This is a genomic window from Caballeronia sp. SBC1 (genome assembly GCF_011493005.1).
GTDB lineage: Bacteria > Pseudomonadota > Gammaproteobacteria > Burkholderiales > Burkholderiaceae > Caballeronia.
The window spans coordinates 1,648,467-1,662,988 of record NZ_CP049158.1 but is presented as its reverse complement, the minus strand read 5'-3'; the positions used below and the strand labels follow the sequence as shown (position 1 = coordinate 1,662,988).

Below are 14,522 nucleotides of genomic sequence, written 5' to 3'. Positions count from 1 at the left end.
GACACAATCATGAACTCAGTAACTGATTCGTATAGCGAAGCAATCTTGGCAACAGACCGGCGCCACTTCATGCATCCCGGAACGCATGCGTCCGACCATGCGTCCGGCGAGCTGGAAGGGCGCCTGATGAGGCGTGCGTCGGGCATACGCATGGAGGATCACGCGGGCCGTTCCTACATTGATGCATTCGCCGGGCTGTATTGCGTGAACATCGGCTATGGACGCGAGGAGATGGCCGAGGCGATTGCAGCCCAGAGCCGCAAGCTGTCGTTCTATCACACGTATGCAGGCTTCTCGAACGACCCCGCCGTCGAACTGTCGCAACGGCTGATCGAGGACTGGTCGCCACCGGGAATGAAGAAGGTGTTCTATGGCATGTCCGGCTCGGACGCCAACGAGACACAGATCAAGCTGGTCTGGTATTACAACAATGTGCTCGGGCGTTCGCGCAAGAAGAAGATCATCGCGAGGCATCGCAGTTATCACGGTTCGGGTATTGCAACCGGCAGCCTCACGGGACAAGCGAAGTTTCACACGGCTTTTGACTTGCCCATGCCGCAGGTGCTGCACACGGCGTGTCCTGACTTCTATCGCGACGCCCGGCCAGGCGACAGCGAAAGTGCGTTCGTGGCGGATTGCGTCGAACAGCTTGAACAGTTGATAGAAAGCGAAGGGGCGGACACTATCGCTGCATTTTTTGGCGAACCGGTCATGGGCTCGGGCGGCATCCTGCCGCCGCCGGCCGGCTACTGGCCAGCCATCCAGGCCGTGCTGAAGCGGCACGACATCTTGTTCGTCGCCGATGAAGTCGTGTGCGGTTTCGGGCGCCTCGGCTCGCGCAACGGCTCCGAACATTACGGTATCGAACCGGATCTGATCTCGGTCGCGAAGGGCCTCACGAGCGGGTACTTGCCGCTGTCCGGCGTGATTGTCGGCGAGCGGGTGTGGGACGTGATCGAACGCGGCTCGCGCGAGCAAGGCGCAATGAGCCACGGTTGGACTTACTCGGGCCATCCGGTGTGCGCGGCTGCGGCGTTGACGAACCTCGACATCCTCGAGCGCGAGCAACTGACGCGCAATGCCGCCGACGTCGGCGCTTATATGCAGCAAAGTATGCACGCCGCATTCGATGATCACCCGCTCGTCGGTAATGTACGAGGCGAGGGGATGCTGGCGGCTCTTGAGCTAATGGCCGGCAAGACCGAACGCACACCGTTTGTGCCTTCTCTCAAGGTCAGCAGCCGGGTCGCGCAGGCAGCGCTTGCGCGTGGCCTGATTGTTCGTCCGCTTGGCATTAACGACATCATCGGATTTGCGCCGCCGCTGGTCGCCACGCGAGCGGATATCGACGAAATTATTGGCATTACGCGGCAGGCGCTGCATGCGGCGAGCGAGGATTTGCCCTTGTCCGGCTGATGCGTCACTGCCCGGAACCACACCCTGAAACCATCGGTTTTTAGTGTGTCGTAGTCCTATCATTCACCGCCGTCGATCGTCGCGATGGCGGCGCTTCGTGCTGGTTTTCCGATCGCCCGCCGCATAAAGCACGACGCTCCCACCCCGTTTTTCTGAACGCTTGCACGCGATAAATGCGCGTGATACTTTGCACCTCAACGAGTTTATGGAATGCCGTGCCGCAATGTGGCACGGAGAAATGCAGACCCATTAAGGACCTCACCGTGTCGACGCGCAGCCAAGTGTTTTCCTCCGATTTCACCGACACCCCGTACTGGTGGAAAGACTGGCGTCCGCACGACGACCTGATGTCCGAAGTGCCGCGCGAAGTTGACGTGGCGATCGTCGGCGCGGGTTACGCGGGGTTGTCGTGCGCGCTCGAATTCGCGAAGCACGGCTTGAGCGTGGCCGTTCTCGAAGCCGATGTGCCCGGCATCGGTGCGAGCACGCTTAGTGGCGGACAAGTGTCGGGAGGCGTGAACGTAGGCAAGGCGCCCTCAGGCAAGAAGCTGGACAACGCCGTATCGGAACAACGCCAGCAAGCGCTCCTGCGCGAAGCCGCGGCTTCCTACGGCGTGTTCGAAAGCATCCTCAGGGACAACGCAATCGAATGCGCTTATTTGAAGGCTGGCCGCATCAACGCGATGTGGACCGACGCGCACCTGGCTGCGTGGAAGAAGCGCATCGTGAACCTCAACGCGTACGCGTCGGCGGGTGCACGGATCCTCTCGCGCGACGAACTGCGCAGCGAACTGGCGAGTGACATTTACGCGGGCGGCGTATTGCTCGAGCGCGCGGGACAAGTGCACCCGTCGATGATGTTTGCCGGGCTGCTCGCTGCTGCTCGCGGCGCGGGTGTCACGGTGTGCAGCAAGGCCCCGGTGAAGAGCGTTACGCGCTCAGGGGCGGGGTATCGCATAGAGACCGCGCGGGGAACGCTGGCGAGCCGGCACGTGGTGATTTGCACCAACGGTTATACGGGCGAATCGGTGCCGGACCTGAAACGCCGCGTGGTGCCGGTCGTGTCGCATCAGATCGCCACTGAGGAGCTTCCTGCCGACCTGCAGGCGTCGCTGATACCGAAGCGCCGCGGTATTTCGGAGACGCGCCGCGTGGTCAATTACTACCGCTATTCACCCGACGGCAAGCGTTTCCTGTTTGGCGGCCGCGCGCGTTTCTATAACCTCGACCGGCGCCAGTCGGGTGCGATCCTGCACGCGCAAATGGTTGAGCGCTTCCCGCAGATGGCCGACGTAAAGGTCGCTTATAGCTGGGGCGGCACCGTGGCGCTCACACTCGACTTCCTGCCGCATCTGGGCCGCACCGCCGACGGTATCCACTACGCGCTCGGTTGCAACGGCAGCGGCGTGGTGATGATGACCTACCTCGGCTACAAGGTCGCACGCCTGATTCTCGAAGGGCAAGCGCCCGAGAGCAGCGCCTATGGCACGCCGATGCTCACGCACGCGCTTTATCGCGGCAAGCCGTGGTTCATGCCGGCGCTGGGGAGCTATTACCAGATCCGCGACGTCATCGACAAACGCAGGCAGCACGCCTGAGCGGCACGCTCTTAACCGGGACCCTCCATGATGGCAACAGCAGTCGCAACATCTTCGCCGAGCGGCGCCGAGCGCTCGCAGCGTCTGCTTCTTGATGGCGTCAGCAAGCGTTTTGGTGCGGTCACCGCGCTCGAGACGATGACACTCGATGTGCATCCGGGCGAGCTCCTTGCGCTGCTCGGACCCTCGGGTTGCGGCAAGACCACCACGCTCAGACTGATTGCCGGATTCGATCAACCTGATACCGGGACCGTGAGTATTGGCGGTCGCGATGTCACGGGCCTGCCGCCGGACAAACGCGGCCTGGGTATGGTGTTCCAGAACTACAGCCTGTTTCCGCATTTGAGCGTAGGCGCGAATATCGGCTTCGGACTGCGCATGGCGGGCACGCCGAAAAGCGAGATCGCCGCACGCGTGAAAAAGATGCTCGAGACGATCCGACTGCCTGGCATCGAGGCGCGCAACATCGCGCAACTCTCGGGCGGCCAGCAGCAGCGCATTGCCTTGGCACGTGCCTTGATCACCAATCCGTCTGTGCTGCTTCTCGACGAACCGCTTGGCGCGCTCGACAAGAACTTGCGCGAAGGCATGCAGTTCGAGCTTCGCCAGATACAGAGCGAGCTGGGCATTACAAGCGTGATGGTGACGCACGATCAGGAGGAAGCGCTGACCATGAGCGACCGCGTGGTTGTGATGGATCGCGGGCGGATCTTGCAGACCGGCAGTCCCCGTGATGTCTACGAACAGCCGCGCACGCGTTTCGTAGCGGAGTTTCTTGGCACGGCAAACGTGATCGAGTGCGATGTGATCGCGCGACATGCGCAGGCCGTGAAGCTTCGGCCGCACCGGAGCCGCGCGGACGTCGTGGTCCCGCTACGCGATGTCAGGCTCTCCGGCGATCAGGCCGAGTTTGCAATCCGCCCCGAGAAGGTCGTGCTCGACGCGCCGCAATCGCATCATGTCCGCTTCGACGGGCGTATCGTGCAGCATGTGTTTCGCGGTGCCCACCACGCCTACCGGGTCGATGTCGCGGCACTCGGCCGGCCAGTTTATGCCTATGAGATGGCGACGTCGTCCTCGGGCGGCGGTGCGCGTCCCGCAGGCGCGCAAGTGGTTGTTTCCTTCGACGCCGAAAGCGCCGTGCTGCTGGAAACCGATGGCGGTCCCGCTCTGGCAAAGGCGGCGTAAATGCAGACTTTCGATGCCATCCCAACTCAGCGGATTGAGACGAAGGTCACGAAGCGGCGTGTGCGACCGAGCCTGCTTTACCTGCCCGCGGTGATCTTCCTGTGTGTGTTTTTCCTCGCGCCGCTGCTTGAAAACATACTGCGCAGCGTGGCGCCCTCCCGTGAGGGGGCAGTTTTAAGCTTTCGTTTTTATACGAAGCTGATCAGCGATCCTTATTATCTGGGTGTAATCTTCAACACGCTGAAGGTCAGCTTCGTCACCACGGCGATCTGTGCGGTCGTCGGTTACCCCGTGGCCTACTTTCTTGTGCGGCGCGCGGGCCGCTTCGGTCCGGTGCTGCTGTTTCTGCTCGTCGCGCCGCTGCTGACGTCAATCATCATGCGCACCTTCGGCTGGCGCATCCTGTTTGCACGTCACGGCATGGTCAATGAAGCCTTGCAAGCGCTGCATCTGATCGACCGGCCGTTGAACGTGCTGAACAGCGCGGGCTCGGTGTATATGGGGCTGGTCCATGTGATGGTGCCGTTCATGGTGCTGTCGATTACGCCCGTATTGCAAGGTGTCGACCGGCGGCTCGAAGAATCTGCGCGTATTCTTGGCGCCGGCGCGATACGGACCTTTCTCAACGTGACGCTGCCGTTGAGCATTGAAGGCATTGTGACCGGGTGCATTCTCGTGTTCATGCTGACCAATGGCAGTTTCGTGACCATGCTGCTGCTCGGCGGTGGCCAGGTCGTGACGCTGCCCGTGCTGATCTTCCAGCAGTTCAGCCTGACGCAGGACATCGGCTTCGCCGCGGCAATGGGCAACCTGCTGCTTTTCATCGTGCTGGTTTGCCTCTTCCTGCAGCAGCGGTTCGCTAGCGGCCGGGGAGTGCGGCCATGATCGCGCTGCTGCGCAGGACGGGCGTTGCGCGCGTGCCGTTGTCGCTCTATAACCTCTTGTTCTTCACGTTTCTCATTGCGCCGATCGTCGTGGTCGTGGCCGCGTCGTTCACGGCGGGCAATGCGATCACCGTGCCTTATCACGGGGTGTCGTTGCGCTGGTATCGGCGGCTGATTGAATATCGCCCGTTCATTGACTCGCTGATGACGAGCGTTTATCTCGCGCTCAGTTCGGCATTCGTCGCGATCCTGCTGGCTGTCCCCGCTGCCATCGCGCTAGGCCGCAGCCGCAGCGCCGCCGCTGCGGCCCTAACGACCTTCCTGCTTGCGCCGGTAGCGATTCCCGCCCTCGTGATCGGTTTCTCTTTGCTCTATTTTCTGTCGAGCCTGGGCATTGGCGTGTCCTTCGTTGCGCTCCTGATCGCTCACACGGTGATCTCCGTGCCGTATGTGATGCGTACGGTGCTTGCGGTCTATCGCAACGTCGGCATCAACTTCGAGGAAGCGGCTGCGGTGCTCGGTGCGAACCGTTTGCAGCGCTTCTATTTCGTAACGCTGCCGCTCATCAGCCCGGGTGTATTCGCAGGCGCGCTGTTCGCGGTGCTGATCTCGCTCGACAACCTGCCGGTCTCGTACTTCTTCGGGACGGCGAACGTAACCACGCTGCCGGTCGTGATGCTGTCGTACCTGCAGAACCAGCTCGACCCGGCCATAGCTGCAATCAGCACCGTGCAGATGCTGATTGCGATCGGCTTACTGCTGTTGGTCGAGCGCACCTACGGACTGCGTGCACTCAATGCATGACTTCCCCTTCACTGATTTGATTGCCACGAGGCACGCATGAAATCGATCCCGCCTTTCGCCATAGGCGCTGTTTTCACTTTGACCGCAGCGCTACCGCTAACGGTGAGCGCCGCTGACCTGACCGTTACCGCATTCGGTGGATCGTGGGAAAAGGCGTACCGCACCTGCTTCGTGCAGCCGTTCGAGAAAGCGACCGGGAAGTCGGTCGATGTTGTTCTGGGCAATCCGCTGCAATGGGTCAATCAGGTCGCAGCGAATCCGACAAAACCACCGATTGATGTAATCGTCAGTACACCTGAGGCTGCATACAAGGCGATATCGTTGAATTTGCTGGATCCGGTAACGGCCGCCAACGTGCCGAACGTCGCGCAACTCGATCCGCGCCTCGTGGCATACGGTAAGGGCTACGGCTTCCCGATCACCTTTGGTGATTTCGGCCTGATGTACAACACGAAGACCGTGAAGAACCCGCCGAAGACGTGGAAGGAATTCGTGGACGGAACGGTGGCTGGCAAGTGGCAGGCGGCGCTGCCCGGCATTGCGTACGTTGCGACGCCGCCCGGTCTGATCACGCTTTTCACGAAGGTCTATGGCGGCTCAAGCACCAACATCCAGCCCGCGCTCGACCAGATCAAGCGCATGTCGGCAAGCGGTAACGCCACCTTCTACAGCGACCCGAATACGCCGCTTATGTCCATGCGTTCCGGCGATCTCGATATCGCGATGTACTACGACGGCCGCGCCTGGGCTGAGCACGACGCGAACAATCCTGATATTGGCTTCATCAGTCCGTCTCCGGGCTCAGTGGCATTCCCGAACATGGCGCAGAAGGTCAGGAACGGCTCGCCGCTCGGCTTGCAGTTCCTGAACGAACTGGCGTCCGCCGACGGCCAGAGCTGTTTCGTCAACGCGATGCAATACGCGGCGTCGAACCGCAACGTGAAGTACGACACGCGCGTGGCACCACGGGTCGCGACCAGGGAGAAATCGATCTGGGTGGAGTTCGAGCAGGTCTCCGAGCATTCACCCCAGTGGATTGAACAGTGGAACAAGCAGATCGGCCGCTGACAGGCCCCGCGACGCGAGGCTGTCAAGACTGCCCGCGCGTCCAGACGTTTCATCATTTTCGACAGGCAAGGACAACGCAATGGGTTTGAGAATCGGAGTGGATATTGGCGGATCGTTCACTGACTTCGCAGTGCTCGACGAAGCGACGCGAACAATACGGACCTTGAAGGTATTTTCGAGGCCGGACAGCCCCGGCAGCGAAGTGCTTGCGGGAATGGACGGTCTGCGGGAGCGCTACGGTATCGAGCCGCGCGACGTGGTTTATTTCACGCACGGCACGACCGTCGGCGTAAACGCGGTAGTGCAACGCAAGGGGCTGAAGCTCGGACTTGTCACCACGCGCAACTTCGAGGACGTGCTGGACATTGCGCGCCTGAAGATTCCCGACATGTACCACCTGATGTCGAGCCGTCCTGCGCCGCTGATTCCACGCGACCGGGTATTTGGCGTGGTGGGACGGCTGACGGCGGAGGGTGAGGAGGAAACCGCCGTCGATGAGGCCAGCGTGCTCGACGCCGTGCACGCCATGCAGGCGGCAGGCTGCGAGGGCGTGGTGGTGTCACTGCTGCATTCGTATCGCAATCCGTCGCACGAGCAGCAGGTGAAGGCAATCATCCAGGGGGAAATGCCGGGTATGTTCGTCTCATGCTCGCATGAAGTCTGGCCAATTATCCGCGAGTACGAACGCACCGTCACGGCGACCATTGGTGGTTATGTGCAACCGCGCGTGTCGAATTACCTCACGAAATTGCAGGCGGCGCTGGCGGAAAGCGGTATTGGTGCGGACCTGAAGGTCACCAAGTCCAACGGCGGCGTGATGAGTGCCGAGAACGGCAAGCAGAACTGCGTGCAGATGATCCTCTCCGGCACCGCGTCCGGCGTGATCGGCGCGGCGTATCTCGCGAAGCTCTGCCAGGTGAAGGACTGCATGAGTCTCGACATCGGCGGGACGACGGCTGATATTGCGTTGATCGTGGATGGCAAGCCGCAGTACGCGACGGGCGAATATATCGGCGAATTCCAGATCCATATTCCGTCGGTCTCGGTCTCGTCGATTGGTGACGGCGGGGGCTCGATCGCCTGGGTCGACGAGTTCGGCGTGCTCAAGGTCGGACCGGAAAGCGCGGGGTCGAATCCGGGCCCGGTTTGCTACGGTCGCGGCGGCACGCGCCCGACTATCACCGACGCATTCGCCGCGATCGGCGTGCTCGGCAGCGCAGCGCTCGGCTATAACGCGGTAAAGGTGGATGTCGATGCGTCGTTGCGTGCGATCGAACCGCTTGCGCAACGACTGGGACTCGACGTCTACAAGACTGCAGCAGCGATCATTGAGGTATCGATCTCCGGCATGTATGCAGGCGTGAGCCGCTTGAGCTCGCGCTTCGGCATTGACCCGCGCACCTTCTCGCTGATGCCTTTCGGCGGCGCAGGGCCGATGCTCGGCTGCTTCCTTGCCCGCGCGCTGAATGTGCGGAACCTGCTGGTTCCGACTACCCCTGGTGTGCTCAGCGCGCTCGGCGGTTTGATTGCGGACACCAAGAACGATTTCGTTCGCACGACGTATTATCCGCTCGACCGTGCGTCCCTCGAACGGCTTGGCCACGACCTCGCGCTGCTGGAAGCCGATGCACGCGCATGGGTGATCCGCGAGACGGGCACAGACGCAACGGCCGAACTCGTGGTCTCGGCCGATATGCGCTATCGCGGGCAATCGTTTGAGATCGATACGCCGCTGACCGCCGACGCTATTGCCGCCGGTGACATTGAAGGGATTGCGCAAGCGTTTCATCGGGAGCATGAGCGCCTTTTTGGTCATAGCGACGAAAAGTCCGCAATTCAAGTAGTCGCGCTCAGGCTCGTCATCACCGCGCACACGCCCAAGCCCGAGTTGCCAAAGATAGCGGCGGGCGAAGGCACCCCAAAGATTGAGTCTGAAATCGATGCCTACCTCGACGGCGCGTGGCGTCGCGTTCCGCTCTACCGGCGCACGGCGCTGCTTGGGGGGCATCGATTCCCTGGTCCCGCGATCGTCGCCCAGGACGACACCACCACCTGCGTGCTGCCGGGTTTCAACGCCCGCGTAGACGACTACGGCAATCTTTTTCTCGAAGCCGTTTGAATAGCTGACTTTGGAAACACAACATGACATTCGATAAATCCGTCCTGCAGATTTTCGCGAACTACTGCGTCGCGGCTGCGGAAAGCATGGCCTATACGCTCGTGCGCACCGCGCATTCCGCTTTCGTGAAGGAAACCGAAGACTTCTCCTGCACGCTGATGAACACCCGCGGCCTCACGTTCGCCTCGCCGAAGACGCTGGGCGCGACGTGGTATCCGGGTCTCGACTTCGGTGCTGTGATCGACATGATCGACCACTACGAACCGGGCGATATCTGCATGACCAACGACGCGTACAGCGGCTACGTAGCGACCCACACGCCCGATGTGATGATGTGGAAGCCGGTATTCTTCAACGGAGAGATTGTCTGCTATGTCGGTGGGCATATCCACAACACGGACATGGGCGGCGCGGTGCCCGCTTCGCTGTCGCGCACGCTGACCGAGATCTACCAGGAAGGCATCCGCTTCGCGCCGACCAAGATTGTTCGCGCGGGCGTGCTGGATGAAGTCCTGCTAGAACACATGGCGATCAACGTGCGCGCGCCCGAGCAGAATCGCGGCGACCTGAAGGCGCAGATTGCGATGCTGATGACCGGCGAGCGCCGCGTGCTGGAGATCATCGAGCGCTTCGGGCTGGCGCAATTTCGCGCCGGAATGGATGCGCTGCTTGAGTACTCGGAAGAGCAGGCGCGCACGATTGTAAGGAGCATGCCAGACGGCGAATATTTCTTCGCTGAATATGCCGACGAGGACTCGGTCAACGGCAAACCGCTGCGTGTTGCTCTGACACTGACGGTAAAGGACGGTTCGCTCATATTCGATTTCACCGGCAGCGATCCTCAACTGAATTCGTCGTTGAACATGCCCACGGGCGGCAAGGAGCGCCATGTCCTCGCGCTCGTGGGTCTCAACTATGTCTTGTACTCGCTTAATCCCGATCTTCTGCTTAACGCAGGCATGCTGAAAGTGGCGCGCTGCATCATGCCTGAAGGCACGATCATGAATTGCGTTCCGCCCGCGGCGGTGGGAATGCGCAGCCTGACCGCGAAGGTCGCGCAGTATGTGACCTTCGGTGCGTTCTCGATGGTGTGCCCGGAACGTCTGCCGGCGTGTCCGGCCGGCGGCATGTCGATCCTTAACGTCAAGACCGTGGACCGCCGGGGTCGTGCGGTGATCGCTTCCATCGGTCCGGTGGGCGGTGGTGCGGGCGGAATGATATCGGGCGACGGCTCGGATGCGTCCGGCGCGAACGTGGCGTTCCTGCGCAATACGCCGGTCGAGATCAACGAAGCCGAAGTGCCGATCCGCATCACGAAGTATGGCGTCGTGCCGGGTAGCGCAGGCGCGGGCAAGTACCGAGGCGGGCTGGGAACCGTGATGGAGTTCAGGGTGTTTTCGCCGGGCACGCTGGTGACCGCGCGTAATCGCGACCGCTCGCGCTTCGCTTCCTGGGGCGTGCTTGGGGGCAAGGCGGGCGCCGTCTCGCGCTTTACCCGCAATCCGGGCCGCGAGGACGAGGAGGACCTGGGCGTGACCGACCTCGTGATGTGCGGTCCCGGCGATGTCATCCGCCTCGAAGGCTGCGGCGGTGGCGGCTACGGCCATCCTTACGAGCGCGACGCGCAGAAAGTGGCCGAGGACGTGCGGCGCGGTTACCTTCGCGTCGATCAGGCACGTGAGTTGTATGGCGTCGTGCTGGTCGATGGGGTGATCGACGCCGTGAAGACGGTGCAACTGCGCGAAGAGGCGAAGAGGATATCGGACCAGACTGCAGTCACCCACTTCGACTATGGCGCGGAGCGCAACGCCTATGAGGCGAAGTGGACGCGCGAACGCTACGACGTGTTGACGGGCATCCTCGCTCGCGCGCCGGTGGTGTGGCGTCATTTCCTCAAGCACAAGATCTTCGATGCACTCGACGCGAGGGAAGCGGCCGGCACGCTGACGGCCGGTGCCGGAATTATCGACGAACTGTATGCCGACGTGCTGCGGCGATACCCGCAATTGCTCGACGTCGAGCAGGCAGCAGTTACCTGAAACATGGGGAAAACGCGGATATTTTCGACGCCTGCTTGACGGCCATGCAAAGCACCGCGTTAGCGATGCGATAACAAGCGATTTATGCTGTTTCGCGGTTTTTGTCGGCGTTTCGCGCGAATTCTGCAGGCATACGATCCTTCAGAAGGGACGCGATAAGGCTAGCCCTCGCCGCTTCCCGAACGTTCTTTCAGATCCTTTACCCGTCCGGAGTCAAACCAAGTGAAAGATGATACAAAAAGCGCTGGCGTAAGCCGTCGCGACATGATGCGCGTGTTGGCCGGAACCGGCATGATGGCGCTCACCGGCGGCGGCCTGCTGTCGGTATCGGCGTCTGCGCTTGCCGCCGATACCCCCAAGAAAGGCGGCAGTATCCGGGTGGCGTACGACGCGGGTTCGGTCTCGGACACCCTCGACCCCGCCGTCGGTTCGACGGGTAGCGACTACATCCGCTTCTTCATGTTTTATAGCGGCCTGACGCAGCTCGACGAGAGCCTGACGCCGCAAATGAATATAGCGGAGTCCGTATCAAGTTCCGACGCGAAAACGTGGATCATCAAGTTGCGCAACGGTGTGACTTTCCACGACGGCAAGCCGCTCGCGCCTGCCGATGTGGTCTATTCACTGATGCGTCACAAGAATCCGCAGACGGCATCGAAGGTGAAGACCCTCGCCGACCAGTTCGCCGAAATCAAGGCGAGCGGCCCGAACGAAGTGACCATGACGCTCGATGTGCCGAACGCCGATCTGCCGGTGATTCTTGCTACGCCGCAATTCGTGATCATCAAGGACGGCACGACGAACTTCAGCTCGGCGATTGGGACCGGACCGTACAAGGTCAAGAGTTTCAAGCCGGGCGTCAGCACAATCGGCGTGCGCAATGACAACTATTGGAAGGCAGGACAACCGTACCTGGATCAGATCGAACTGGTGAGCATCAGCGACAACGCGGCACGCGTGAATGCGCTACTCGCAGGCGACGTGCATCTGATCAACTCCGTCGATCCGCGCTCGACGCAGCGCATTGCGTCGACGCCTGGTTATGCGGTCAAGGAAACCAAATCCGGTCTTTACACCGACCTGATCATGCGTCGTGACAATACGCTCACGGGCAACCCCAACTTTGTGATGGGCATGAAGAACCTGTTTGACCGCGAGCAGATCCGCACGGCCGTGTTCCGGGGTTACGCAGTGACCGGCAATGACCAGCCGATTCCTCCCGGTCACCGCTACTTCAACGCTTCGTTGCCGCAGCGCAAGTTCGATCTCGACAAGGCCAAGTTCTACATGCAGAAGGCCGGCGCGGTGGGCCCGGCCTTGCCGCCGATCTACGCCACGACCGACGCGAACGGTTCTATCGAAATGGCGGAGCTGATGCAGCAGACGGCAGCGAAGATTGGTGTGAACCTCGTCGTGAACCGGGTTCCCGGCGACGGGTATTGGTCGAATCACTGGATGAAACATCCGCTCGGTTTCGGCAGCATCAACCCTCGTCCCAGCGCGGACGTATTGTTCACGCAGTTCTTCAAGTCTGATGCGCCCTGGAACGAGTCGGGTTGGAAGGATCCTCGCTTCGACCAGTTGCTGCTGAGCGCACGGGCCGAGACCGACGAAGCCAAGCGCAAGGCGATGTATGGCGAGATGCAGGTGCTGGTGGCGGATCAGGGCGGCATTGGTATCCCGTCATTCATCAGCCTGCTCGACGCCAATGACAAGCGCTTGAAAGGGCTGGGCTCGATCCCGACTGGTGGCATGATGGGCTTCTCGTTTGCCGAACATGTCTGGTGGACTGCCTGACCCAGGCGCGCCACTGAAGCAGCGCCAAGCGGCTGTTGTGGCGCGCGAAGCATCATGACTCAGAAGCACACTTGCTGCGCCACATTCAATTGAAAAATCAATGAAGCTTGATTCGTATTGGCTGGATACCGCTCCCGTATTCAGCGAAGGTGCACAGGGTCCCGTGGAAGGCCGCGCCGATGTGGTCGTGATCGGTGGCGGATTCACGGGTTTGTCGGCTGCGCTCGAACTCGCTACGCGTGGTGTGTCGGTCACCGTGCTCGAAGCAGGGCGCATAGCGAGCGAGGCGTCGGGGCGCAATGGCGGCCAGTGCAACACCGGCGTCGCGCAGGACTTCGCTTCGCTTGCCGCGAGAGTCGGACTGGAGCAGGCCCGGGGGTTTTATCGCGCGTATGAAAGTGCGGTGGCGAGCGTGGAGTCAATCGTCTCTCGTCATCAGATCGATTGCGACCTTGTCCGCACGGGGAAGCTCAAGCTGGCGGCCAAGCCCAGGCACTTCGAAAAACTGGCGCGCACCTACGAGGTGTTGCGTCGCGAAGTCGATCCGGACGTCGAGTTGATTCCGGCTGATCGCATGCGCAGCGAGATCGGCTCGGATGGTTTTCATGGCGGCCTGTTGCAGCGCAACGGCGTGCAGATGCACATGGGGAAGTTCGGCGTCGGGCTGGCGCAGGCTGCTACACGGCACGGCGCGCGTATCTTCGAGGACGCTGCGGTGACGCAACTGAAACACATCGACGGCGAGCGCTACGAGCTCACCTCGGCGCGTGGCGTCATCAGGGCGGACCGGGTGCTGGTGGCCACGGGTGCGTCGCGCGTGGGGCCGTTGCAGTGGTTCCAGCAGCGCATGGCGCCAGTGGGCAGTTTTATCGTGGTGACGGAGCCGCTTTCCACGCAGCAACTCGACGCGTTTTTCCCTCACAGGCGCAGCTATGTAACGTCGCTTAACATCGGCAATTATTTTCGGGTGACGCCCGATAACCGGTTGCTGTGGGGCGGCCGCGCGCGTTTTGCGATGTCCAATCCTCAGTCCGATGAAAAGAGCGGCAACGTGCTGCGCAAGGGACTTGCGAAGTACTTTCCGGAGCTTGCCAACACGCGGATCGACTACTGCTGGGGTGGCCTTATTGACATCACCGTGGACCGGCTTCCTCGTGCGGGACAGCACGAAGGGCTCTACTATTCGATGGGATACAGCGGCCACGGCGTGCAGATGTCAACGCATATGGGACGCATGATGGCCGACGTGATCTTGTCAGGGTCCGAGCAGGCCAACCCGTGGCGTTCGCTGCCCTGGCCTCCTGTGCCCGGGCATGCCGGCCGCACGTGGACGTTGCCTTTGGTTGGTGCGTACTATCGGCTGCAGGATATTTTGTTCTGACGGTTTTTGTTGACCTGGTTGAATCGTGCCTGCATGGCATGCGTGTGATGCGAACGCGCGCGACAGTACGTGGGTCGTCACCAAGGCGATCATGAGCGGACGGCGCGTCGGCTCATGGAAGGGAATGTCTTCATCCCTTCGTCTCTTGATTCCGGTTGGGACCGAGGCGTTGACCGCTTGTGAATTTGCCTCGCCTCGTGGCGAAAATTATTCGCTTTGCTCGATGGT

10 protein-coding genes are annotated in these 14,522 nt (G+C 61.3%); all 10 read left to right on the top strand.

All coding sequences use genetic code 11. From position 1 onward, the window contains the following. The first annotated feature begins 9 nt into the window (after positions 1-9). The 10 genes from SBC1_RS34245 (at position 10) to SBC1_RS34200 (ending at position 14,294) form a co-directional block, all read left to right on the top strand. On the top strand, positions 10-1,416 hold the full coding sequence (locus SBC1_RS34245; RefSeq protein WP_370469681.1) for an aminotransferase: 1,407 nt from the start codon (positions 10-12) through the stop codon (positions 1,414-1,416). A gap of 263 nt (positions 1,417-1,679) precedes the next feature. Beyond that, positions 1,680-3,014, top strand: a complete 1,335-nt coding sequence (locus tag SBC1_RS34240) for an FAD-binding oxidoreductase (RefSeq protein ID WP_165104725.1) — start codon at positions 1,680-1,682, stop codon at positions 3,012-3,014. Between the two features lie 27 nt (positions 3,015-3,041). Next, on the top strand, positions 3,042-4,202 hold the full coding sequence (locus SBC1_RS34235) for an ABC transporter ATP-binding protein (RefSeq protein WP_165104724.1): 1,161 nt from the start codon (positions 3,042-3,044) through the stop codon (positions 4,200-4,202). Beyond that, positions 4,203-5,087, top strand: a complete 885-nt coding sequence (locus SBC1_RS34230; protein WP_165104723.1) for an ABC transporter permease — start codon at positions 4,203-4,205, stop codon at positions 5,085-5,087. Beyond that, positions 5,084-5,890, top strand: a complete 807-nt coding sequence (locus tag SBC1_RS34225; protein ID WP_165104722.1) for an ABC transporter permease — start codon at positions 5,084-5,086, stop codon at positions 5,888-5,890. Before SBC1_RS34230 ends, SBC1_RS34225 begins: the two co-directional genes overlap by 4 nt. Positions 5,891-5,926: 36 nt before the next feature. Continuing rightward, positions 5,927-6,958 (top strand): extracellular solute-binding protein, encoded by a 1,032-nt coding sequence (locus SBC1_RS34220; RefSeq protein ID WP_165104721.1) that lies wholly within the window; start codon positions 5,927-5,929, stop codon positions 6,956-6,958. Between the two features lie 79 nt (positions 6,959-7,037). Next, positions 7,038-9,077, top strand: a complete 2,040-nt coding sequence (locus SBC1_RS34215; RefSeq protein WP_165104720.1) for a hydantoinase/oxoprolinase family protein — start codon at positions 7,038-7,040, stop codon at positions 9,075-9,077. 23 nt (positions 9,078-9,100) lie between these two features. Next, positions 9,101-11,116 carry a hydantoinase B/oxoprolinase family protein gene (locus tag SBC1_RS34210; RefSeq protein WP_165104719.1) on the top strand — a complete coding sequence of 672 codons (2,016 nt, stop codon included), beginning with the start codon at positions 9,101-9,103 and terminating at the stop codon, positions 11,114-11,116. Between the two features lie 264 nt (positions 11,117-11,380). After that, positions 11,381-12,913 carry an ABC transporter substrate-binding protein gene (locus SBC1_RS34205; RefSeq protein WP_165104960.1) on the top strand — a complete coding sequence of 511 codons (1,533 nt, stop codon included), beginning with the start codon at positions 11,381-11,383 and terminating at the stop codon, positions 12,911-12,913. 100 nt (positions 12,914-13,013) lie between these two features. Continuing rightward, positions 13,014-14,294 carry an FAD-binding oxidoreductase gene (locus SBC1_RS34200; RefSeq protein ID WP_165104718.1) on the top strand — a complete coding sequence of 427 codons (1,281 nt, stop codon included), beginning with the start codon at positions 13,014-13,016 and terminating at the stop codon, positions 14,292-14,294. The last annotated feature ends 228 nt before the right edge of the window (positions 14,295-14,522 follow it).

What these genes read in the sequence shown, in the direction of transcription:
- SBC1_RS34205 (WP_165104960.1), top strand. Translation starts at nt 11,381, where the DNA reads ATGATGCGCGTGTTGGCCGGAACCGGCATGATGGCGCTCACCGGCGGC.
- SBC1_RS34215 (WP_165104720.1), top strand. Translation starts at nt 7,038, where the DNA reads ATGGGTTTGAGAATCGGAGTGGATATTGGCGGATCGTTCACTGACTTC.
- SBC1_RS34235 (WP_165104724.1), top strand. Translation starts at nt 3,042, where the DNA reads ATGATGGCAACAGCAGTCGCAACATCTTCGCCGAGCGGCGCCGAGCGC.
- SBC1_RS34210 (WP_165104719.1), top strand. Translation starts at nt 9,101, where the DNA reads ATGACATTCGATAAATCCGTCCTGCAGATTTTCGCGAACTACTGCGTC.
- SBC1_RS34200 (WP_165104718.1), top strand. Translation starts at nt 13,014, where the DNA reads ATGAAGCTTGATTCGTATTGGCTGGATACCGCTCCCGTATTCAGCGAA.
- SBC1_RS34245 (WP_370469681.1), top strand. Translation starts at nt 10, where the DNA reads ATGAACTCAGTAACTGATTCGTATAGCGAAGCAATCTTGGCAACAGAC.
- SBC1_RS34225 (WP_165104722.1), top strand. Translation starts at nt 5,084, where the DNA reads ATGATCGCGCTGCTGCGCAGGACGGGCGTTGCGCGCGTGCCGTTGTCG.
- SBC1_RS34220 (WP_165104721.1), top strand. Translation starts at nt 5,927, where the DNA reads ATGAAATCGATCCCGCCTTTCGCCATAGGCGCTGTTTTCACTTTGACC.
- SBC1_RS34230 (WP_165104723.1), top strand. Translation starts at nt 4,203, where the DNA reads ATGCAGACTTTCGATGCCATCCCAACTCAGCGGATTGAGACGAAGGTC.